The 23,154-nt window shown below is 53.5% G+C and carries 18 protein-coding genes; 11 read left to right on the top strand and 7 right to left on the bottom strand.

The genetic code is table 11. The annotated features are described in order from the left end of the window. Positions 1-141: 141 nt before the first annotated feature. The 3 genes from HZS80_RS08950 to HZS80_RS08940 are packed head-to-tail and all read left to right on the top strand — an operon-like array spanning position 142 to position 5,054. Positions 142-1,416 (top strand): ABC-three component system protein, encoded by a 1,275-nt coding sequence (locus HZS80_RS08950; protein ID WP_218927647.1) that lies wholly within the window; start codon positions 142-144, stop codon positions 1,414-1,416. Then, positions 1,400-1,939, top strand: coding sequence for an ABC-three component system middle component 1 (locus HZS80_RS08945; RefSeq protein WP_179915836.1), 540 nt, complete (start codon positions 1,400-1,402; stop codon positions 1,937-1,939). Before HZS80_RS08950 ends, HZS80_RS08945 begins: the two co-directional genes overlap by 17 nt. Further along, the gene (locus HZS80_RS08940; RefSeq protein ID WP_179915835.1) at positions 1,929-5,054 is read left to right on the top strand and encodes an AAA family ATPase; all 3,126 of its coding nucleotides are present in this window, start codon (positions 1,929-1,931) and stop codon (positions 5,052-5,054) included. Before HZS80_RS08945 ends, HZS80_RS08940 begins: the two co-directional genes overlap by 11 nt. A gap of 124 nt (positions 5,055-5,178) precedes the next feature. Here HZS80_RS08940 and recD read toward each other — a convergent pair whose 3' ends face one another. The 4 genes from recD to HZS80_RS08920 are packed head-to-tail and all read right to left on the bottom strand — an operon-like array spanning position 5,179 to position 12,084. Further along, entirely contained in the window at positions 5,179-7,485 is a 2,307-nt protein-coding gene (recD, locus tag HZS80_RS08935) for an exodeoxyribonuclease V subunit alpha (protein WP_179915843.1), read from the bottom strand. 20 nt (positions 7,486-7,505) lie between these two features. Next, entirely contained in the window at positions 7,506-11,255 is a 3,750-nt protein-coding gene (recB, locus tag HZS80_RS08930; RefSeq protein WP_179915834.1) for an exodeoxyribonuclease V subunit beta, read from the bottom strand. Next, positions 11,252-11,779 (bottom strand): hypothetical protein, encoded by a 528-nt coding sequence (locus HZS80_RS08925; RefSeq protein WP_179915833.1) that lies wholly within the window; start codon positions 11,777-11,779, stop codon positions 11,252-11,254. Before HZS80_RS08925 ends, recB begins: the two co-directional genes overlap by 4 nt. Then, entirely contained in the window at positions 11,776-12,084 is a 309-nt protein-coding gene (locus HZS80_RS08920) for a nucleotidyltransferase family protein (RefSeq protein ID WP_179915832.1), read from the bottom strand. The genes HZS80_RS08925 and HZS80_RS08920 overlap by 4 nt, the downstream gene beginning before the upstream one ends. 119 nt (positions 12,085-12,203) lie before the next feature. Here HZS80_RS08920 and pncB point away from each other — a divergent pair, with 119 nt between their 5' ends. Next, positions 12,204-13,385 carry a nicotinate phosphoribosyltransferase gene (gene pncB, locus HZS80_RS08915; protein WP_176301995.1) on the top strand — a complete coding sequence of 394 codons (1,182 nt, stop codon included), beginning with the start codon at positions 12,204-12,206 and terminating at the stop codon, positions 13,383-13,385. A gap of 5 nt (positions 13,386-13,390) precedes the next feature. Here pncB and recC read toward each other — a convergent pair whose 3' ends face one another. Further along, positions 13,391-17,005, bottom strand: a complete 3,615-nt coding sequence (recC, locus tag HZS80_RS08910; protein ID WP_179915831.1) for an exodeoxyribonuclease V subunit gamma — start codon at positions 17,003-17,005, stop codon at positions 13,391-13,393. Positions 17,006-17,183: 178 nt separating this feature from the next. On the opposite strand from recC, the gene HZS80_RS08905 reads away from it, so the two are divergent. From HZS80_RS08905 to HZS80_RS08895, 3 genes are all read left to right on the top strand, one after another. Continuing rightward, complete coding sequence (locus HZS80_RS08905) at positions 17,184-17,615, top strand: DUF2384 domain-containing protein (protein WP_008958938.1); 432 nt, start codon at positions 17,184-17,186, stop codon at positions 17,613-17,615. Then, on the top strand, positions 17,612-18,130 hold the full coding sequence (locus HZS80_RS08900; RefSeq protein ID WP_179915830.1) for an RES family NAD+ phosphorylase: 519 nt from the start codon (positions 17,612-17,614) through the stop codon (positions 18,128-18,130). Before HZS80_RS08905 ends, HZS80_RS08900 begins: the two co-directional genes overlap by 4 nt. 204 nt (positions 18,131-18,334) lie before the next feature. Continuing rightward, positions 18,335-18,625: a helix-turn-helix domain-containing protein gene (locus tag HZS80_RS08895; protein WP_235272531.1), complete on the top strand. Its 291-nt coding sequence runs from the start codon at positions 18,335-18,337 to the stop codon at positions 18,623-18,625. Between the two features lie 78 nt (positions 18,626-18,703). Here HZS80_RS08895 and HZS80_RS08890 read toward each other — a convergent pair whose 3' ends face one another. Both HZS80_RS08890 and HZS80_RS08885 read right to left on the bottom strand, forming a co-directional pair. After that, positions 18,704-19,018 carry an addiction module antidote protein gene (locus HZS80_RS08890; RefSeq protein ID WP_035556717.1) on the bottom strand — a complete coding sequence of 105 codons (315 nt, stop codon included), beginning with the start codon at positions 19,016-19,018 and terminating at the stop codon, positions 18,704-18,706. Between the two features lie 4 nt (positions 19,019-19,022). Continuing rightward, a complete protein-coding gene (locus HZS80_RS08885; RefSeq protein WP_035556854.1) occupies positions 19,023-19,319 on the bottom strand; it encodes a type II toxin-antitoxin system RelE/ParE family toxin in 297 nt (98 codons plus the stop codon). Between the two features lie 199 nt (positions 19,320-19,518). Here HZS80_RS08885 and ilvD point away from each other — a divergent pair, with 199 nt between their 5' ends. From ilvD to HZS80_RS08865, 4 genes are all read left to right on the top strand, one after another. Next, complete coding sequence (gene ilvD / locus HZS80_RS08880; RefSeq protein WP_035556720.1) at positions 19,519-21,201, top strand: dihydroxy-acid dehydratase; 1,683 nt, start codon at positions 19,519-19,521, stop codon at positions 21,199-21,201. An 88-nt stretch (positions 21,202-21,289) separates the two neighbouring features. Next, positions 21,290-22,486, top strand: coding sequence for a chromate efflux transporter (gene chrA / locus HZS80_RS08875; protein ID WP_179915829.1), 1,197 nt, complete (start codon positions 21,290-21,292; stop codon positions 22,484-22,486). A gap of 137 nt (positions 22,487-22,623) precedes the next feature. Then, positions 22,624-22,857, top strand: a complete 234-nt coding sequence (locus tag HZS80_RS08870; protein WP_218927646.1) for a metallothionein — start codon at positions 22,624-22,626, stop codon at positions 22,855-22,857. 43 nt (positions 22,858-22,900) lie between these two features. Continuing rightward, positions 22,901-23,077: a hypothetical protein gene (locus HZS80_RS08865; protein WP_008958941.1), complete on the top strand. Its 177-nt coding sequence runs from the start codon at positions 22,901-22,903 to the stop codon at positions 23,075-23,077. The last annotated feature ends 77 nt before the right edge of the window (positions 23,078-23,154 follow it).

Here is a 23,154-nt window from a genome sequence, read left to right as displayed (position 1 = left end):
CAGCACGGTGGGTTTTGGCAATAACGGGCTTGCGAAAGCCAACTTGCACGGGGCGAATGATCAAAAAGTGCTCGCTGGCGGTGATAGGGAAAGTGTCGGCGCCGGCTTCACGGATTCAGGATACGGTCTTACTGCGTTAAAGTGAACGGTGGTAGTGGCGTATTAGTAAATGCTATGACGCAAGAGTATTCTTATGTGCTTACTGCTGCTCATGTAATTCTTGAAAAACAGGATGACCTCGTAGTCCATGATTATCAAGGTAATCAACTTGCCGTTTTAGCTGTGCTCCCTCAGCATTTACCTTCTCCAGAACAAATAAAATCAGAAGGTCATCTTTATGATATTGCAGTTTTAAAGGTCGATTACCAAGAACATATAGTACAACAATGCCTTCCTGCATCTGACTTGAGCAATTGTGCTTCACTCACTTTAGTAGGTTTCCCCGAAACTGAGAGAGATTCTCCAGATCCCCTTAAAGAATATACAGGGCATAAGATTAGTGTGGCTAATGAACTTGTTATAATGTTTCTTGATGGCATACCAGGAACAACAACGATCCGAGGTATGTCTGGCGGTGGCGTGTATCATGTTCAAGGTAAGAAACCAATGCTTATTGGTGTTGAATTTCAAATGGATGGCAGACAGACTGAACAACAGTACGGTCGTGCTCAGTGCCACAGTCTTGCAAGATTTGAGGAATTAATTACCGCAAATTCAAGTGCACCAATGATTCCCGCGTATTTAGAGTGCTTTTCAAATATGCGAGACAGGATATTTTCATTTAATGTTTATGACCAAAAAAATGTAGCTGCCCTCAAACTAGAACTCGAAAGTATAGCAGATTATTTAATTGCGAATAATTTGCTTCCACCTTATAAAGTAATGGAGCGATATCATGAAGACCTATTAGTCGATCCAAAAAATTTTAGTGAGCTCAAAACCTATGGATTATGGGTGGCATATTTAGAGTTTTTAGTAATTAGTGTGTTGATAGACCAATCAAATGGGGCAGATGATGCTTACCTCAAAGGTTTAGAGCGGAAGCGTCGATTAATATATACAAGTGATAGTACTAACTGGATTAGTCGCTTGGAAGATTTGCTGAAAGTTGCTAAGAAGCTTTTAGACAAAGATGGAACTTTGATAGTTGCTTCTCCTGAAGCGGCAGCAAGTGTATTACCTCCTATGTTTAAATTGGAGCAAGTTATAAGTGACATCTCTTTTGTTCCAAATAATGAGCTATTCCCTGCTATCGATTTAGCTGAAAACGAGGTCTTTACAAGCTTTAAATTAACCCACTTAGAGGGCCTTCGTAATACGTGCATAGTAGCAGTTGAAGATGAATATTATAAATTGAATGGGCGCAAAATGCTATTTGATTTTTTGAGAGAAAAGTTAAATGAAATTATTAACTAAAGAAGTTGATCTAGGGTTATTATCTACCCAGTTTGAAAATATACAGTTTCATATGTTTTGTTCTGATGATCGTCTTTCTTTTATTTCTTGCATGGTGTGCGTATGTGAAACAAAAGAGGAGATTATAAATAACTGGAGAACTATCCAAAATATAATGACTGTCTATCATCAAAGCTCTGGAGGTTTTGATGCTTGGAATATGTATTTGGCATTTTTTTCTGTTGAATATCTCCCTGTATGGGATAAATATGAAATCGAAAACAATAAGTTTTCAGCAAGAAAAATTGTACTGGATGGGCTTCAAAAAATCCCAAGCATAGATCAAATGATCATTGAACTAGAGAAGCAATTACTGGGTTCAGATCTTACACTGGAAACTCGATCTGATCATGTGACAAAAGATTTAACGAATTTAGAAAATTATTATCGTGGCGCCCCTTTAGATTCTAGAAGTGCTTCTAGAGAAAAGAGGGCATTGATGATCGACAAAATAATTGAAAGTTTGAGTAGCAATGAAAATTAAAAAAGTTGAAATAGAGGCATTCCGAGCTTATATATCAAAAGAACATGGTACTTTTGATTTTACAAATAAAGGAGGAGAGGTTGCGAATTTTGTTGCGATCTATGCTCCAAATGGATTTGGGAAAAGTTCATTTTATGATGCAGTAGAGTGGGCTATTACCAATCGTATAAATAGACTAGAAGATTATCAAAATGAAGCTAAAACGACTAAGATCCCCGATGAAGGGCTTAAAGTTCTACGTAACAAATACGCAGATGAAAAAACAGCAACAACTGTAGTAGTATCCACAAACACCCAGAACGTCTTTGAACGTAATCTTCCTAAGATACGTAAGAACCAGAACGATATGTTTATAGGTAAGCGCGAGAATGACTTCTTTCGACATACTATACTCAGTCAAGACGAAATAGAGGGGTTTCTTCGGGAAGATAAACCACAAGAGCGCTATACAAAGTTCATGGAAAGCTTTGGTGGTGATATAGAGATTGCTCGCAAGGAATTGTCTGCACTCATAAATGATAATAAATCTGAGCTAAGCAATCTAAATAAGAAACGTCAATCTTTGCTCGAAGAATTGAAGCAACCAATTGATATTGCGATATTCGAGCAATTTAACTCTGTAGCGACTGAGCTCAACTCTTTGGGAGAGGAAATTGTATTGCCTGATGAAGCCATTTCATCTCAAGGAATTTATCAACTTGATGCTAGCCTAGTATCACGACAACATGAACTGATTACGTCACTCAACTCCCATAATGAAGTACTTGAATCATTGTCTGAGCGCTTAGGCCAAATACCCGAAATAAAACTTCATGTTGGCTATCAAGTAAAGCAAAAGGCTAGACTTGTATGGCTATTGCAAGGTGTTGCTGACGCTGACAAATATCAAGGATTATTGGATTCTCACGAGAAATGTGTAGAAGATCAGAAGCAGGCAAATGTTCGTCTTAAAACTTTAATTGAGCTGGCTGAAAATACTGATTATTTTTTAAAAATTGAATTTCGACTTAAGGAAATAACTAAAAACAAAAGTTATTTAAATGAAGAGCTCTCAAAGCTAAATGCTGACTTGGCGGGGTTTCAAAAGAGCCTAGAAGAGATAGATCAAGAGCTAAAGAAAGGTGACAATAAAGCTTCACTTCTTAGAAAGTCGATGGAAAGCTCTGACACAGATTATGCTGAGCTCTTGCACAATCAATCGCGGCGTGATGTTTTAAGTGAGAAAATTGTCACAAAACTGAATGAAATTCAGGTAAACAAAGTTCGGCTAGGTATAATTAGTGGTGAGCTGAGCGATCTTTCCGTGTTAAAGGTGACATCTAGTTCTTTACTAGCTGGAAATTTTGGATCTTTGGTTTTTGAACAAGAAAAAATCGAACGTCTCGCCAAATGTCACACTGAGCTTGACTTGCTGCGAGTGCATAAAGAGACTTTACAGGCTACTCAGAAGGCCTTAATAGAACAGATGGATTTACATCAAAAGTTGATTTCAATAGGTTTGGGCTATCTTAGTAATGAACCTTCCGATACTTGTCCTTTGTGTACTACTCCACATTCATCGCCCGACGAACTAATTGGTAAAGTTAAGAGACAAAACCTGGAGTCTGAACTTAATCGAGAGAATTCTACTAAGATTGTAGAATCTTTGTCACGTCAGAAAGAACTTGATGACGAAATTCAAGAGATTGCTAAGCAAGCATTAAAAGCACAGGCTCATCAACTCGCTAGCCTTCGTAATGAATTAAATGAAGTAAAAATAAAAATTAAGAAAGCCGAGATGGAAAAAGCTACCTTTGAAAATGAGTTAAAAGAATTAGATGATAGAAATTCTGAAATTACACAATTATTTATGGGGTTGTCGAAGCAAGACTTTTTAATTAGAGTGGAGTACGAGCTTAGTCAGTTATCTGAGGTGAAGCTAAGTCTGATTAAGCAGCAAAAAATTCTGACTAATAAAGTAAAAATAACAACTGAGTCGCTTAAAACCAAACGTGTAGAGCTGACTCAGCTAGAGTCTGAAATGGAGACTAAGTGTAATGATCACGGTTATGTATCAGTGTTAGCATATTTAAATGAAAACTCTATTGCTGTTCATAATATAAAATTGCACTTTGAAGTGAAAATAAATGAGCTTAAATCGATCGTGCTGCAGCACAAAACTTCATGTGAATTCTTAGTTGGGCAGTGTAACGATTTACAGAAAGAAATGATAGCTAATGAAACATGGGTGGAAGTTTCACACTTGAAGAAAGAAAAGGAAATCCTAGATTTAGCTCTTGCTAATTCTCAAGCGACGGTTAATGCGTATTACGATAGCTTATCTAATATTATTAGCATTAGTTCTGAGGATACACTGGAAGAAGTAAAAGCTCTAATAAAAAATAATGCGGAAGAATACCGATTTAGTGCTCAGAGGCTAGAAAAGCTGGTTAATGGATTTAAGTTGCTCTTGGAACTGATGGTTTCATTTAAGCCTTACATAAAACACATATCTAATCAGAACGAATTGGAAGCTTTGGATTGTCAGTTTAAACGAAGAAATCAGGTTGACGAAGCTTTAGAGAGAGAAAAAGTGGTCATAGTAGAAAAGCTAGAAGTACTCATTAATAACTTCTTCTTCGAGGATCTGATTAATGCTATTTACAAGAATATAGACCCACATCCTGAATTCAAAAAAGTAGAATTCAAAGTCAACTTTGAAGCAGATAAGCCAAGTTTAAACATTTTGGTTGGCGATGGGGCAGGTGGCATGATATCCCCAATTCTCTATTTCAGTGCTGCCCAAACCAACATACTGGGTTTAAGTGTGTTTCTTGCGAATGCTCTTCACGCAAAAGATGATAAAGGAAACTCTATTGATGTTATTCTAATTGATGATCCCATCCAATCGATGGATTCAATTAATATTCTTTCGACGATAGACCTGTTAAGAAGCATATTCTTAAGGTTTGGTAAACAGCTCATCATATCAACGCATGATGAAAACTTCTTTGGGTTACTTCAAAGAAAAATACCTTCGGAGATTTTTGGCTCAAAATTTCTTCAATTGACAAAATTTGGTGTTGTTGCGCCAGTAGAGCCGATCTTAAATTTTTTGAATGGAAACAGTAATTAAAAAGAATGAATCAAGGGTCTCGTCAAGGGGGTAGAGTTGATAAAAATACTGCGTTATATCGAAATCTCCTAAACGTCAACTCTTGGTCAAAAACCGATACCACCAACGTTAATATCGACTTTGATTACGACCTTCCCGTCCCACTAACCCTCATAACCTCCCTAGTAACCGCATCATTCAATATCCCGCGTTTGGCTTCGATCAGCGTAAGCCAATCGCGGGCGCGGGTGATACCGGTGTAAACCAGCTCGCGGGTGAGAATGGGGTTGGGTGTTTGCGGTAGCAGCAGGGCGGTATGCTGAAACTCGGAGCCTTGGGATTTGTGTACCGTCATCGCGAACACGGTTTCTACCGCGTGCAGGCGGGAAGGCAGCACCCAGTGAATGGGGTTTTCCGGGTCGCTGGTCGGAAAGGCGACGCGTAAAAGTGCCCTGCCGGGAGTGCGTTGATCTGGCACCGCCATTGTGATGCCGATATCGCCGTTCATCAGTTTTAGGCCGTAGTCGTTTTGGGTGACTAGCACCGGGCGGCCTTCAAACCAGCCTTTTTCTAACGTGTGGTCGTTGCCGAACAGCAGCTTTTCGCGGCGCAGGGTTTTAGCTATGCGCAGGTTTAATCCTTCTACGCCCCATGGGCCTTTACGTAGCGCGCACAGCAGCTGAAAGCGACTGTAGGCGTTCAGCACTTGCTTTGCCCACGCATCGTAAACGTCGCCGTTCTCTTCAAACGATAGCGATGTATCAGGTCGTTCACTTGCCAGGGTATTCAGGTAGTGCTGGTAGCCGGTGGGCGGTGCAATTGGCTCGCCTTTGAAATCGGTGCGGCCTTCGCCTGCATTGGGAAAACGCTCTGGGCTGCCGGTGATTACCAGGCGCTCCAGGGCGATGTCTTCGTTTTGTGCGTCTTGCTTCAACACCAGGTGGTGCAGGTCGGCATAGCCGTTATTCAGTACGCCATGCACGGCTTGGTGTTTATCCCGTTCCCGCATTGCCTCACTTAGCGGCTGGTTAATCGCCTGGGCGAGCTGGCCGATGCCGCTTGTTTCAGTAAAGCGGTGGCTTACCCGTAGCATGGTAATGGCTTGATCCAGCGGCTGGCCGGTTGGGTCGATTAATTCATCCGGCAGCGGGTGGTCGGTGAGTTCGGCTAGCCACTGCGCCGTGGCGGGTGTGTAGTGGGCGGCGTCGGCGCGGCGGCACAGGTCACCCAGCACAGCGCCAGCCTCAACGGATGCCAACTGATCTTTATCCCCCAGCAGCACTAGCTTGGCGCTGGCGGGTAGGGCGCTGAGCAGCGCCGTCATCATTTCGATATCCACCATCGAGGCTTCATCCACCACCAGCACATCCAGCGCCAGCGGGTTGGCGGCGTTATGCCGGAAGTGGCGGGTGTCTGCTCTTGCGCCTAATAAGCGGTGGAGTGTGGTGACTTCTGTGGGGATGGCTGCTTGTAGTTGCTGGGTGCTTGAATCGTCGCGAGCTGAAGCTCCCTCCCACAAGTTGACTAAGCCACTGAAGGGGAGCTTTGCAACTTGGCCGGCGATGGATTCGTTTAGCCGTGCGGCGGCTTTGCCGGTGGGGGCTGCTAGACGAATGCGGAGCGGGTGGGCGTTGGGTTCTGCCAGTTGCAGGGTTTGCAGCAGGGCCAGCAGGCGCACCACGGTGGTGGTTTTGCCGGTGCCGGGGCCGCCGGTGATGATCGCGAAGGGGCTGCGGGCGGCTAGGGCGCAGGCGTTTTTTTGCCAGTCTATTTTGTTGCTGGCGGGGAATAGGGTATCTAGGGCATCTTTGAGTATTTGGGGGTGACTATCGTCACCCTTCGCGAGCTGAAGCTCCCTCCCACCAGTTTTATCCAGTTCTGCGGTGGCTAATCGGGCGGCGATTTCATGGTGTAGGGTTTGTTCGAACTGCCAGTAGCGGCGTAGGTAGAGTTTGCTGGTGTTGTCGCTGTGGCTCACTACAAGCGGCGTATTGCCGGGGCCGTCGCTGATCAGCATGGGGTGGCTGAGCGCGGCCTGCCATTCGGGCAGCGTTAACGTAGCCAGCACATGGCTGGGCAGCGGCGGTGGGTCGTTCAGGTCGTCGCCTTCCGGTGGCAGCGAAAGTGCAAAATCCGGCGCTTCCAGCGTCGCGGCTATATCCAGGCACACATGGCCTCGGCCAAGCTGGTGGCTGGCCAACGCCGCGCCTAGCAACAGCAGGGGCGGGGCGTTTTGGGTTTCCCGGTCGAGAAAGCGCACTAGGGCTAAATCCAGATCCCGCAGCCAGCCACGGGAAACCCATCGTTCACACAACAGGAGTAGCGCGGCGGTGTCGCTTAGCGCGGGGTGCGGCTGGGCGGCACTGGCGGCTGATTCTGTCGGTGGTGTTACCGGTGCGGTTGAGTCAGGTGCCGCGGGCGGCGCGTCATCGGCGAACAGGTCTAGGTTCATAGATTGTGTGTCTCTATTGCTCATACCACCGCCTCTAGGCCTGTTTCTGATACTGCATCTGCTGCCGTGCCTGCAAAGAGCGCATCCAGTGCTTCGATCAGCGCGACTGGCGCTGGCACGGCGTGTACGCCGCGGGCGGTGGTGCGGCTGCCGCGCAGAAATACTGTCATCGAACCGCCCAGGTGTTGGTGCGGGTCGTAATTGGGTAGGCGCGCTTTGAGTAACCGGTGGAGTGCGAGTAGATAAAGCGCGGCTTGCAGGTCGTAGCGTTTTTCGAGCATGGCGTTGCGCAGGGCTTCCGCGGTGTAGGCGCTGTCGTCGCTGCCCAGGTAGTTGGATTTCCAGTCGAGCACATAGAAGCGGCCTTCATGCTCAAAGGCGAGGTCGATAAAGCCTTTGAGCATGCCGTTGAGGGTGTCGGCATCCAATACGGGGCGTGATACCCCTGGCAGTAAGTGGTCACTGACCAGCTCATCCAGCTTGCGCGTTCCTACATGGTGGGCGGCAAACCAGAACTCCAGCTCTACCTGATAGCTTTTGAGTTCGCATAGCGCCACCTGGCTGCCTTCGCTGGGCTGGGACTGTTGTTGTAAGAGTGGCAGTGGAAGCGGCGTGGCGAGCAGTTCTTCAAACCAGCCCGCCAGGGTGTCGTGCCATGCCTGCCAGCCGCGCAGCTGTACACGCCGCCGCAGCATATCTTCCCGCGCGACGGGGTCTTCTAAGGCGGTGTTAAAGCCTAGCTGGCCCGCCCACTCTAAAAGCCCGTGCAGAAAGGTGCCGGGGCCGGGGCCACGTGGAAATCTATGTAAATGAAACGCTTCGGTGTTAATGGCGTTGTCGTGGGGTTCATCCAGCACTTCCAGGGTGGTGGCTTCCTGGGGCGTGGCGGGTTCCGGCGCGGGCGTTGTCAGCGGGATGGTGCTAGATCCAGAGACCGCCCCAGAAGTACGCAGCGCTGAGTAGCTGGCGATCCACCACTGTTCTCGGGCGGGGCGCAGCGGCGTGCGGGCGTGGCCCAGTGCCTGCTGTTCCGGCGCTGGGGTGAAGCGCAGCGCGGTGGGTTCCGGGGCGGCGCTTAACTCGATATCGCTGCCTTCCACCAGGTCGCCTAGCGCTTGGGTAAACCCGCTGGGGGCGATGGCCTTGCCGCCGTTGATCAGGTGGCCGATGGCGCTGTTCTCACTGCCTTTTAGCGCTGCCAGCCCTAGCCAGGTGGCGTGGCGGGCACGGGTGAGAGCCACGTAGAGCTTGCGCAGGTCTTCGCCCAGCCGCTCGCGGTCGGCGGTGGCCAGCGTTGCTTCATCGGCGCTTAGGCTGAGTTGCAGCGTGCCTTCGCTATCGTGCCAGCGCAGCGGCAGGTCGGTGTCGCTGACCGGGCGGTGGTTGGCGATAAACGGCAGGAACACCAGCGGGTACTCCAGCCCCTTGGATTTATGAATGGTCACGACCTTGACCAGATCGGCGTCGCTCTCCAGGCGCAGCTTGTGGCTGTCGCCGTGGCTATCCGGGTCGGCAATGGCCTCGGCTAGAAAACGAATCAGCGCGTGTTCGCCATCCAGTTCCTGGCTGGCGTGCTGAAGCATTTCACCCAGGTGCAGCAGGTCGGTTAGCAAACGCTCACCCTCGGCGAACTCGCCTAACAGCCGAGCGGCGATATCAAAATCGACCATCAATCGGCGCACTAGCGGCAGCACACCCTGGCGCTGCCACAAGCGGTGGTAGTCACTGAACTGCTCGACCCGCGCTTCCCAGGCCAGCTCGCTCTGGTTGAGGTGGTCGAGTTCTTCAAGGCTTAGCCCTAGTACTGATGTTGCCAGGGCAGCGCGCAGCTTGGCTTCTGCCTGGCGGGAGTTGGCCTGGGGCTCGGCGCAGGCGCGCAGCCAAATGGCTAGCTGCGGGGCAATAGGGGAGCTGAATACCTTGTCGTGATCGGAAAGGTAGACGCTCTTGATGCCGCGGCTGGCCAGCGCCAGTCGAATCGCTCGCGCTTCCTGTAGGCCGTTGACCAGCACCGCCATATCCGAGGGGGCCAGCGGAGTGAGTCCGTTATCGCCGTTGTCATCAGCCGCTTTCGCAAAGCCCGCTTGCTGTTGTCGGCCTGCTTCCAAAAGCTCGGCCATGTGCGAGGCGCAGCGCTCGGCCATCTCGGTTTGGTAGGCGGTTTTGGAGAGCGGCTCTTCGCTTTCCAATGGCCATAGGGTCATCGCTGCTAGCGGTTTGCCCTTGAGTACCAGCGTATCCTTGGTGCCTTTGGCGTTGACAGGGTTGAACGGCAGCGGGTTGTCGCCGCCCTCTGCGCGGAACAGAAAGGCGCCGGCCTCATGCTGGTCGGCGTAGCTGAAGCAGTGGTTGACCGCTGCCACCATGGCGCGGCTGGAGCGGAAGTTGGTGCCCAGCGTAACGTGGCGGCCATCGGTGTCTTGCCGGGCCTGCAGGTAGGTGAAGATATCCGCGCCGCGAAAGGCGTAGATCGCCTGTTTGGGGTCGCCAATCAGCAGGATAGCGCTGTCGCGGCGGGGCGTTGCGACGTTATACACGGCGTTGAAGATGCGGTACTGGATCGGGTCGGTATCCTGAAACTCGTCGATCAGTGCCACGGGGAACTGGCGCTGAATCTGCGCGGCCAGGGCCTCTTTGTTAGGGCCTTTCAGGGCGCGATCCAGATGGGTGAGCAGGTCGTTAGGGCCCATCTCGGCTCGGCGTTCCTGTTCTCGCTCCAGCCGGGCACGGCACCACTGTACGGCGTGAATCAGCAGGTCGTTGCGCGGCTCGGGCAGGGCATCCAGCGCTTGCGGTAGCTGTGCCAGCGCTTCCCAGGCTTGCGGGCAGGGCGGTGCGCCCTCTTTCCAGATGTCGGCCATGCCGTCCGGCGTCATGCGTTTCCAGGCGGCGTCGGTGAGCGCCGGGCGGTCGGCATCCGTTTCGCACCATTCGCGTAGTGCGCCTAGCCAGTTGGCGCGGCTTTTGGCGTTGAAGCTCTGGCCCTTGAAGGCTTTGCGCGTGGCGGCGTCTTCCAGGGCGGGCACCAGTTCGTCCAGCCAGGCGGGCCAGGGGGCTTTGAGTTCGCTGAGCTGGGCGGCGCGTTCGGCCTGAGTGGCGGCCAGGGTTTCGCGGGGCTCGGGCTTTTCGTCGCCCAGGGCTTCGCTTTCGGGCAGTAGCCGTTGTAGCGGAACGTGCAGGTCGTCCGGTGATTTCCAGTAACGGGTGACAATGCCGAGGGCGTCACTGTCCAGCGGGTAGTAGAAGCTGCGCCAGTAGTCACGTACCACTTCCTGTTCCAGTTCGCGCTGGTCGTTTTCCAGGTTGAGGGAGAATAGGCTGCCGCTGTCGAAGGCGTGTTCGCGCAGCATGCGGTAGCACCAGCTGTGAATCGTTGAAACCGCGGCTTCGTCCATCCATTCAGCGGCCAGCGCCAAGCGTCGGGAGCACGCGGGCCAGGTGGCAGGGTCGTATTGGTCGCGGAGTTCTAGGAGTAGCTCATCGCTTGCCTGCCCATCAGCGCGAAATACTTCTGCCGCTTCCACCAACCGGTTGCGGATCCGTTCACGTAGCTCTTGGGTCGCGGCGTTGGTGAAGGTGACGACCAGGATTTCCGGCGGCGTAAGCGGGCGGATAAATGCGGTATCGTCGTCAACGCTGTGGCCGCCGAGTACCAGCCGCACGTAAAGCAGGGCGATGGTGAAGGTTTTGCCGGTGCCAGCGCTTGCCTCTATCAGTCGGCTGCCGTGAAGCGGGAGGCTCAGGGGATTGAGTGGTTCAGGCTGGCTCATAAGAAAATACTGTCAAACTCAGCGGAAAAGTCAGGGCTGGCGGGGTAGATGCTGAGTTGCTCAGCGTTCCAGGCCACAAGACGTTGAGACGTCACTAAGAGTATGTCAGCGAGCTCGTTCAGCAGATTGAAGTGTTCGGCTATCTGTTCGTAGTCGGTCGAGTAGTCATGTGCCGCGATATTGCGGATGGCGCGGCAGCGTTGCCAATCACTTGTCGCGTTAATTACGCCTTGCTTTTCAAATAGAGCCAGTACTTTGAGAAAGCTGTCAGTGGATTCACCGGCAAGTAAAGCACTGTGCCGCATAGTCGATGCTATCGAGTCTTGCAGCTTGGCAAACCGCTCATTAATGGCGGCAAGGGTTTCGAAATAATCCACATTTTTTTTGTGTTCGGCCAGCCACTCACCGTCAATCGGCCAGGTAATTTTTTTGCGTGACTGTTGGAGAAACCAAGCGCAGCGTTGGATCGCTTCCAGCAGTTGCGCAAGATAGCGTTGCTGCTCACTAAGAACATCGTGACTCATACCACTTCCTCACTATCAATCGGGCGTGACTGTGCCAAGGCGATTGCTTGGAAGGGCGTGGGTTCAGCCGTCGAGGCATAGGCCACTATATCCACAGGCAGTTGGAGGCGCTCTTCAAGTGTCATTTTGAGTTCGGCACGGGTAAGTAGTGGTATTGCTGTCTGGGAGATCAGTAGCAGGTCAACATCGCCGCCCCGCTTGGTATCATCCAGCCGCGAACCAAACACCTGGACTTGCACAAAAGGCTTAATGAACTCGCGTACGCTCGAAAGAATCGTGTCACGCTGTGTTTGAGTAAGACGCATCAAGACAGCTCCTAGACTGTATGAGAGCCCCGCCACCTGATAATCTTGTCGCCGAGCCACTCTTGGTGCAATGAGTTTACGCTACCGGCGGCTTCGGTTCACTCTAACGATGGGATCTCATGCTGACATCGCTGCTGGATAATGACTTTTACAAGATCACGATGCAGAACGCCGTGATCAAACGCTTTCCCTATGCCCAGGCGCGCTACGCGTTTATCAATCGTGGCGAGCACGAATTTCCTGATGGCTTCGGTGATGCGCTGCGTCGCGAAGTGGATCAGATGGCGATGCTGCGCCTGAGCGATGAAGAGAAGCGTTATCTCGAAATAACCTGCCCTTATCTCGACCCTACCTATCTCGATTTCCTGGCCGGGTTTCATTACGACCCTGCCGAGGTGATCATCGAGCAGCAGGGCAGTGACCTCTCGGTGATTATCGAGGGGCCCTGGTACCGCACTATTCTGTGGGAAGTGCCGTTGATGGCGCTGATCAGCGAGCTTTGGTATCGGCTGCGGGGTGTGTCGGTCACCCATGAGGCTGACGCGATGATCGAACAGCGCGCCCAGGAGAAGATCGAACTCTACCGCCGTCTTGGGTTGAAGATTGCCGAGTTCGGCACCCGTCGGCGCTTCTCGTTCGATGTTCATGACCGTGTGGTGGGCGCACTTTGCCATAATGGCGGCGAGGCGTTCAGCGGCACCAGCAATGTGCTGCTGGCCATGCGCCATGGGGTTAAGCCGATCGGCACCCACGCCCATGAGTGGTTCATGTTCCACGGCGCCCGCTTTGGTTTCAAGATGGCCAACAGCCTTGCCCTCGAGCATTGGGTGGATGTGTATCGCGGTGATCTGGGCATTGCCCTGACCGATACGTTTACCTCGCGGGCTTTTTTCGATAGCTTCGATAAGAAGTTCGCCAAGCTGTTCGATGGCGTGCGCCATGACAGCGGCGACCCGATTGATTTTGCCTCCCAGACCATCGCCCACTACGAGCGCCTGGGCATTAACCCGTTGAGCAAGACGATCATCTTTTCCGATGCGCTGACGCCGGAGAAGGTCGAGCATATTCACGCGTTTTGCAAAGACCGGATCGGGATGGCATTCGGCATCGGCACTAACTTCACCAACGATGTAGGCGTCGAGCCGATGAACATGGTGATCAAGATGGTCGAGGCGCGCCCGGAAGGGCAGCAGTGGCTGCCGGTGATCAAGCTCTCCGATGTGCCGGATAAGCACACCGGCGACCCGGAGATGATTTCGCTGGCGAAGCGGGTGTTAACCCTGGGCTGGAAGAGCCATTAGGCTTGTCAGCCTTTAACGGCACGATGCAGCGGCGAATAGAGCGCTTCGGTTAGCGTGGCGAAGCCGTGACCAAGGGCTCGCTCTTTGAATAGCCGTTCGAAGCTCGGCCACTGGTGGGAGAGGTAGGCGCTTTGGGCGACTTCGCCGGTCTGGAAGCGTCCCCCTTCGTAGGCGGTTTCGGCGGCGGCGTAGGCATCGCTATCTGGTTCGGATTCCGGTGTGCCCAGCTTCGCCAGCCAGGCGAAAGCGGCCTGTGGCGCCAGCGGTAGCGGGGCCTGCATGCCATCGCACCAGGCGCTTAGCAGGTTTTGTAGCTGGTAGCGGGCATTCTCGGCTTCTAGTGGTTCCAGCCGCACATGGCCTGCTTTGGAAAGTAGCTGGGTGGTCATCGGGCGCTCACTATTGCCCGCCAGATGCGCAACCCAGGGCCGCAGTAGGTGCTGCCAGCGGTATTGACCACGGCCGCGCCCCTGGCTGACCAGGCTGCTGCTAAGCAGTAACAGGCGGCAGCGGTTGCCCGCCTGATCCTGACGCAGTTCTCCCAGCCAATCTTCCAGCGTTACCTTTTCTTCATTTTTTTCAATGACATGCACTGCATGTGGTGCTGCTACCTCGTGTGGCCACTCTTGCAGCGCCTCTGCGTAGGCGCCGAACAGTGCCTCCATCGGTTCTGCCAGCGCTTCACGCATTCGTTCGCCAAAAGCACCGACGGCCAGTACGCCCTGGCCTTTGAAGCGTTCCAGTGCTGCGTGCAGTGCTTCCATGCGCGGTTGGCCGTTATCCACGGCGTGGCGTTGGGCGGCGATCAATTGATCCTGCAACTGCCAGTTCTGAAGCCCGTTCAGCGTGAAGGGCTCGACATCCAGTTGGGTAAGCTCTTCCTGCTCGAAATAGACCCCCAGGCGGGTGTTGAAAAATGCCTTCGCGGGGTCGCGTAAAAAGCTGCCTAGTTGGGCCAGGGTTAACGTGCTCTGCTGTTCGCTTTCTGCCTTAAGCGCTGGTGGCTTTGAGCCGTGGGTGCTTTCGCCACTGGGGGTATGCAGGGCGTGCCATTCGTGGGCGTATGTAAACAGCCGTGCTTGGGCGGGAGAATCGCTGGCTTGGGTAGAGAAGTAGCGGCGGCTGAACGGCTGCAGCGGGTGCTCGGTGGTTAACGCTTCCAGCAGCGGCTCGCCGTTTTGGGTGTGCCAGCCCGCTTCCAGGTGATCGCGTAACTGGCCGACCAGCACTGAGGGCGGCATGGGGTTGTTATCGATCTGGCTACGGCCGACCCAACTGATATAGAGCTGTTGGCGGGCGGAGAGCAGCGCTTCCAGAAACAGGTAGCGGTCATCTTCCCGCCGTGAGCGGTCGCCGGGGCGGTAGTCGCTGCCCATCAGGTCAAAATCCAGCGGCGGCTGTGAGCGCGGGTACTCGCCATCGTTCATGCCCAGCAGGCACACGTGCTTGAAAGGAATGGCCCGCATCGGCATCAGCGTGGCGAAGTTGACCGCCCCCGCCAGAAAGCGCTGGGAAAGGCTGTGTTCGTCGATTTGCCCCAGCCAGTGCTCGCGCACCATGGAGAGCGGCAGGGGATCATAAAGCGCGGCTTCTTCGGTGCTGTCCAACAACTGCTGTAGCGCGGTTTCGAGCTTGGTGAGCATCACGCTCTCTTGAGCGTCGTCGGTCAGGAAGTAGTTTTCCAGCAGCTCGCGCAGCCGGGCCACCCAGGTGGCGGTGTCGGTGGGCTGGCAGAAGGTTTCCCAGGTGGTTTCCAGCTTTTCCAGCAGATTTGCCAGGGGGCCTGCTAGCGATGCTTCCAGCCCGCCAATATCGTCGAATGGCTCGATGCCTTGCCACGCGTCGGCACTGCCTACGGTGTAACCCAGCAGCAGGCGACGCAGGCCAAAGGCCCAGGTGTTCTGGGTTAGCCCTTCGGGTAGATCCAGACGGGTGCGCTGCTCGGCATTGAGCCCCCAGCGGATGCCCGCACCCTCGATCCAGCGGCTGAGGGTGGGCAGGTCATGTTCATCGATGCCAAAGCGGGCGCGCAGCGCGGGGACTTCCAGCAGGTCCAGCAGGTCGCTTACCGAGAGGCGAAGTTCCGGCAGGCGCAGCAGTTTTTCCAGCGCAATCATCAACGGCAGGCGGTGGCGGCTGGCCTGATCCGATAGCGTATACGGGATATAGCGCGGGTCGTCGGGTCGCGCGTTCGCGTGATAGCCACCGTAAGCAGAGCGGTACTGGCCGAACACGGCTTCAATATGCGGCGCGTAGCGGTCAATATCCGGCACCATGACGATGATATCCCGCGGGCGCAGATCCGGGTCGGCGCTGAAGGCCGCCAGCAGCTGGTCGTGAAGAATCTCTACTTCCCGCTGGGGGCCGTGGGCGATATGGAACACGATGGAGTCGTCACTGGCGGGGTCGAGCGCGGGCCAGTGAGTTTGGGTTTCTGCTACCGGCCGCAGCTCGCGGATATCGTCCTGCAATTGGCTGAGCAGGCAAGGGTGTTCGTCGCTGAACGGCTCGAACATGTCGATGCGTAGCGCCTGCTGCTCGAATAGCGTTTGATAGTTGCCGGAATCATCGTGTTCGTCGAGCAGGCGCAGGTAGTCGCGGCCCTGCTTGCCCCAGGCGGCCAGCAGTGGCTGTGCGTGCAGGTGCAGGGCGTCGTCGGCATCACCGGTGCCGAGTACATCCAGGGCGTCGGGCATGCCTGCCTTGCGCCGCTGGCGATAACGGCTGGCGCGGAGCAGGTCTTTGTGCTCGATGATATCCGCCCAGTAGTACTGGCAGGGGTTGTGCACGCAGAGCACGATCTGACAGCAGCGCGAGAGAGCGGCCAGGGCTTCGAGGGTTTGCTGCGGCAGTGACGAGATGCCAAAAATGATCAGCCGTCGGGGCAAGCCGGGTGGGCATGCTTGGCCTTCAAGCTGAACGGCGGCGTCTAGAAAGCGGCTGTGCACCTGGGCACGGCTGCTGTTCAGACCTGCATCGCCTTGCGTCATTGCCACATCGTCGCGCAGGGCACGCCAGAGCTCGGGCTGCCAGAGCTGGTGCGCTTCCAACGGGCGGGCTTCGCCACGGGCGGTGATCAGCACGTCGTTTCCCTTGGCCCAGGCGTCCAGCCAATCGGCGCGATACACCTGGTATTGATCGAACAGATCCGCCAGCCGCTCGGCCAGTTGGTAGTGCTTGCGCTGGTCGCGATCGACCTCTAAAAAGCGCGCCAGTGGCGCAAAGGCTTCCTGCTCGGCAAGGCTGGGCAGCAGGCGAAGCAAGCGCCATATCAACCGCGACTTATCGAAAGGCGACGTTTCTGGTACCGCTTGGTCGTCATTTGTTAGCTGCGTCAGCACCGTGCGGTAAGCCTGCCACAGAAAGCGCGCGGGCAGTGTGACGTTCAATGCCGCGGCTATGCCCGCACCGCCCTGGGCCGGGTCTTCCGCCAGCGCTAGCTTTAGCCACTGCCCAATGCCGTTGCTCTGCACCAGAATGGTTTCGTTCTCCAGCGGCGAGAGCGGGTGTAGGCGCATCCACTCCACCGCCAAACCGCGCAGGTCTTCCAGGCGATTGGCGTGCACGACCATAAAGCCCGGCGTTAACGGCGTTTGTGAGAGCAGCGAGTTTGCAGACATGCACGATGTTCCTTAATGGATGTTTCCTTCACGGCCAGGGCGGAGCGGCTAAGTGTATGGTGCCATAAGTTTAGTTCTTAAGCTTGAAACCCTAGCGTCCAGTTTTATAGCTGCTATGATGAAAATATGATGCATATAGGTTGTATATCGGCTGTATAAGCGTAGCAGGAGGTTGCCAATGGCAGTGGGTAATGTAAAAGAGTCATTGAATGAGCCTAATCGGTATCTGGTACCTGATTCGTTCGAGCGGTTTTTGGCTGACTTAAAGGGTGTTGCTCGACAAGAGCGCCACCCGTTGATTAACCCGAAGTTATTTGCCAGTGCATTGAGCATCGATATCCAAACGCTGGCCAGCCAAGCGCATGTTCATCGTACGACGATCTCACGTGCCCAAGGGGCAGAAAAACTTCAACGTTATCTGCGTGATGCACTTCGTGTGCTCGGTGCAGCGGCGGATATTAATGGTGATTTCCATGATGCTCTGTTTTGGTTTCGCAACGAGCCGCTTAGCGCATTTGACTATAAAACACCCGAGCAGCTAGTCAGTGAAGGGCGCGCAGATGATCTTCTGCGCTATGTTCAGGCGCTGCAAGCAGGTGTCGTGGGATGATAGTACTGCCGGAGCTGAAAACTCAGGCATACCGTGTACATGTTCCACGCTGGGCATTTTCGCCTACCAGTGGGGCTGGTGCTAGAGAGCATGGTGGGCGGCTGAACCGAGTTGGTGTGGATGCTTTATATCTTTCTCTAGAGGAGCAAACTGCGTTAGCGGAGTACAAGCAGCTTTCAGCATTGATGCCACCTGGGCTGATTGTTAGCTATTCGGTGAGTGTGACTAATATTGTCGATTTTCGAGCAGGCTATCACTCGAAATGGGATAGCCTATGGCAAGAGCTTAACTGTGACTGGCGTAAGTATTGGTTTAATCAGCGCATTGAGCCGCCTAGCTGGCTATTAGGCGATATGGCGTTTGAACAGGGTGTCAAGGGGATACTTTTTCCTTCTTTGGCACATGCTTCAGGTACTAATCTCGTTCTCTATACCGAAATGCTAACAGAAAGCGATAGCCTAGAGGTTTATGATCCGAAAGGCGATTTGCCGCGTGATGCACGCTCCTGGCAGTAATTGTTTTATAAAACTCCTTCACATTGATAGCAGAACGACTAAGTGTATGGCGCCATCAGTTCAGGCCGCTCGTGTGTATCGAGGTTAGGAGCATTTATAGAATTCAGGTTATCATAAGTGATAACTTTAGGGGCTGTGGAATGGTAGGTTGGTTTTTACCCAGGCGTTAAAGTTAGCTCAATCAAGACAGCGCGAGGTGCAGTCGTGATTAACTTAAAAGCATTAAAAGAGCAGGCGCTGCAAAATCCTGAGGTGAAAGCAGAGTATGACCGTTTGGCACCTGAGTTTGAGTTGGCCAATACGCTGATTACTATGCGTCAGCAAGCAGGCTTAACCCAGGACGAATTGGCAAAGCGCCTACATACTCAAAAAAGTAACATCAGCAGGCTAGAGCGCGGGGACAGCAATCCCGGTTGGAAAACGCTTCAGCGCTATGCAAAAGCCTGCGGATTTGAGTTGTCAGTCCAAGCTCAGCGGCACAAAACGGCTGTATAGAGCAAATAGTGAGAACCACGACATTCAGCGATATGTTGCCTTCAGGGAGTCGTTCTGTGAGATGCTCGCTAGACCTTCCTAGCTGCCCGCTTCTGGCCGGGATAGCGGTTTAATAGATAGGCGCATTCCCAAGGAGTTAGCGACCTTGCTGATGGTAGAAAATGCTGGATTGCCTTCCCCGGATAGGGCTTTATAGAGCCCTTCACGGCTCATGCCTACGTCTTTGGCGAGTTGGCTCATGTTGCGGGCACGGGCGATATCACCAAGTGCGGCGGCAAGAAGAGCAGGGTCATTTTCCTCCATCACTGCATCAAGATAGGCCGCAATATCTTCCTCAGTTTGAAGATAATCAGCAGTATCGTAGTGGCTGAATTTGACAGTAGGAACGGTCATGGGGTTACTCCTTCCATTGCGCGGCAATGGCTTTGGCTAGTTCGATATCGTGGGATTGGGTGGCTTTATCACCACCGCAAAGCAGCACCACGATGACTGGCCCCTTGGTAATATAATAGACGCGGTAGCCTGGCCCATAAGGAATTCGCAGTTCAGAAACGCCTTTGCCGACCGGTTTCACATCGCCAGGGTTGCCCAGACTCAAACGTCGGATGCGGGCTTCAATCTTGGCGCGGGCGCGGATATCACGAAGCTCGCGTAGCCATCCATCGAAGATATCGGTTTTAATCAACTCGATCATGGTGATAACTATAGTTGGCAGCTTTGAGAGTGTCAACTTTGGTTGACGCTTATTGAAAAGTAAATAATCAAAAGCAAATAGTTGATAGCAAGCGAAACGGTGGGTAACGCTATGATGCCAAGCGTTAATCATCTTGCGAGATGAGGATTATATCGCCAAGCTATGCGGATACCGTGAACAACGCTAAGAGAGATTTCTAATGTCAGATTCATCGCAAAACTCCCGCCGCCACTCTGCGCCTGTGGTTGATGGCCCAGGTAAAGCCGCTAGCCGCGCCATGCTGCGCGCCGTAGGTTTTACGGATGCCGATTTCAAAAAGCCTCAGGTGGGCATTGCTTCTACCTGGAGCATGGTGACGCCGTGCAATAGCCATATTAATGAGCTGGCCGAGTTTGCCCGCGATGGCGCCGATGCTGGCGGTGGTAAGGGTGTGATTTTCAATACCATCACGATTTCCGATGGTATTGCTAACGGCACCGAGGGTATGAAGTATTCACTGGTGTCGCGGGAAGTGATTGCTGACTCCATCGAGACGGTGGCGGGCTGTGAAGGCTTTGATGGTTTGGTGGCGATCGGTGGCTGCGATAAAAACATGCCGGGCTGCTTGATGGGCTTGGCGCGTTTGAATCGCCCCAGCGTGTTCGTCTACGGCGGCACTATTATGCCCGGCAAAGGGCATACCGATATCGTTTCAGTCTTCGAGGCGATGGGTGCGCACTCCCGCGGTGATATCGACCTGATCGAACTTAAAAACATTGAAGAAACCGCCATTCCTGGCCCCGGTTCCTGTGGCGGTATGTACACCGCTAACACCATGGCTTCTGCGATTGAGGCATTGGGCATGAGCTTGCCGGGCAGCTCCGCGCAAAATGCTATCTCTCAGGAAAAGCGCGATGACTGCAAAGCCGCCGGCGAGGCGGTGCTGGCGCTGCTGGCGGACGATATCAAACCTTCCGATATCATGACCCGCGAGGCGTTTGAAAACGCCATTACGGTGACCATCGCGCTGGGCGGCTCTACCAATGCGGTGCTGCACTTGATTGGGATGGCGCGCACCATCGGTGTGGAGCTGACCCTGGCGGACTTTACCGAGATTGGTAAGCGCGTGCCGGTACTCGCCGATTTGCGCCCTAGCGGCCACTACATGATGAGCGAACTGGTGGCGATTGGCGGTATTCAGCCGCTGATGAAAATGCTGCTGGACGCAGGCCTGCTTAACGGCAACTGCTTGACCGTGACCGGAAAAACGCTGGAAGAGAACCTGGCTGAAGTGGCACCTTACCCAGCCGAGCCGCCGATCATTGCCCCGCTGGGCAACCCGATCAAAGCGGAAAGCCATTTACGCATGCTTTACGGCAATCTGGCACCGGAAGGGGCCGTCGCGAAAATTACCGGTAAAGAGGGCACACGCTTTTCTGGCTCCGCGCGGGTGTTTGGTTCCGAAGAGGAAGCCCAGGCACGTATTAACGACGGCACCGTCGTGGCGGGTGATGTCGTGGTGATTCGTTATGAAGGCCCTAAAGGCGGCCCCGGCATGCGCGAAATGCTCACGCCCACTTCTGCCATTATGGGCCGCGGCCTGGGTAACGATGTGGCGCTGATTACCGACGGTCGTTTCTCGGGTGGTAGCCACGGTTTCGTGGTCGGCCATGTATCGCCGGAAGCGTTTGACGGTGGCCCGCTGGCGTTGGTGGAAAATGGCGATATCATCACCATTGATGCAGAGGCCGATACCATTGAGGTGGATCTGTCCGATGAAGAGTTGATGCGTCGTCGCGAGGCGTGGAAACAACCAGAACCTCGCTATACCCGCGGTGTACTTGCTAAGTATGCACGTCTTGTTAGCTCCGCTAGCACCGGCGCGGTGACAGACCAAGAGTAACGGTTTATCGGCAGGTGTCATCAAGACGTCAAGCGCAAGGCTTAGCATATAAGCCTTGCGCTTTTTTATTGGGTAAATGGTGAGCATGATGGTAGAGCAAACGCAGACAAGCAAGCGCATAGGCGAAGTGTTTTGGGCATTCTTAGCGCTGGGCTTAACGTCTTTTGGCGGCCCGGTGGCGCACCTGGGGTATTTTCGTACCGCCTTTGTGGAGCGGCGTCAGTGGTTAACCGAAAGTGCCTACGCTGATTTGGTCGCGCTGTGCCAGTTTCTGCCGGGGCCTGCGAGTAGTCAGGTGGGTTTTGCGCTTGGCTTAATGCGTGCTGGCCCGTGGGGCGCGGCGATGGCGTGGCTGGCCTTTACGCTGCCTTCAGCCATTGTGTTGGTGCTGTTTGCATTGGGGGCTGCGGTGCTGGATGGCCCCATCGCCAGCGGTATTATTCACGGTTTAAAAGTGGTCGCGGTAGCGATCGTGGCCCACGCGGTATGGGGGATGGCACGCAACCTTTGCCCGGATAAAACCCGTGCAGGAATCGCCTTGGCCGCTGTGTTCACGGTGGTGCTGGTAAGCGGACCGCTGGGACAGGTCGCCGCGATTGTATTGGGTGGTTTAGTCGGGCTGGCGCTGTGCCGGAATAGTGCCGCCATAGCAGAAAGCGCACCGCTGCATTTTCCGGTTTCCCGCCGAGCAGGCGTGGTCGCGTTGGGGCTGTTCGGCGGGCTGCTGGCTCTTCTGCCACTGATGGCGGGCAGTGCTGTTTGGCTTAACGTGATCGATGCATTTTACCGCTCAGGTGCGTTGGTATTTGGTGGTGGGCATGTGGTGCTGCCGCTGTTAGAAGCCGAAGTGGTGCAGTCAGGCTGGATAACACCGGATGAGTTCTTGGCAGGCTATGGCGCTGCCCAGGCGGTGCCAGGTCCGCTATTCACCTTTGCGGCTTATCTGGGCGCGCTTCTGCCCGGCATGAACGGGGTAGTGGGGGCTTTGTTGGCACTGCTGGCAATTTTTATCCCTGGGTTCTTGCTGCTGGTCGGCGTGCTGCCGTTTTGGAACCAATTTCGTCGATGGGGCAGCGCTCAGGCGCTAATGCGCGGTGCCAATGCGGCGGTCGTGGGTATTTTAGGCGCAGCGCTTTATCAGCCGGTATGGACCAGCGCGATCATTGGCTCGTATGAGTTTGTTCTGGCACTTACGGGCTTTTTGCTGCTTAGCGTGTGGAAACTGCCTGCTTGGCTGGTGGTTGCTCTAGTAGCGATAGCGGGAATCTTTATTCCTCTGCATTAAATGCTCCTTCAGCGCGCTGTGTGACGTAACCGGTGCTTCTATTTTGTCGATAACCTTAACGCTGAATTTTCCCTACCTCGGCATTCTCTTCTACGCTAAATATGTCGCCAATCATGGCTAACGAGGGAGGGGTTATCATGACGGACATGGGCGTCTGTGCCTGTCCTGGCTGTGAGCATCACGTCTCCAGCGAGCAGGCGGCCATCACTGAAGGTCGCGCCTATTGCTGTAAGGCCTGTGCTGCGGGCCATCCTGGGGGAAGTGATTGTGTTCATAAAGGGTGCCCCTGTAGTGAGCTTAACCGCCCAGCCGAGGGTGAAGGAAGTGCAGGTGAAGAGGTAATGGACGGATTCAGTAACGCGCAGTTTTAGCCATAGACAGAGCGTAACTGCCCACATTGACAAGGAGACCACAATGTCTAGACAAGCCCGTATAGAACCGGTCATTGAAGCCAGTGATCTTAAAGAAACCATCACCGGATGGTTGGTGATTGATGAAACAGTGCCTGAAAACGAAGTCGTTGTTTCCGAGCACACCTCTAAGAAAGAGGCGATTCAGGCTGCCGAGGCGTTAGAGCAGCGCGAAGACTAACTAGTCCATCAAAGCTAACTAGCCCATCAAAGCTAGCAAATCCATCAAAACTAGCCCAGCAAATAAAAACGCCTCGC

This window comes from Vreelandella glaciei (assembly GCF_013415125.1).
In the GTDB taxonomy this organism is placed as follows: domain Bacteria; phylum Pseudomonadota; class Gammaproteobacteria; order Pseudomonadales; family Halomonadaceae; genus Vreelandella; species Vreelandella glaciei.
This window is presented reverse-complemented; position numbering and strand designations above follow the sequence as displayed.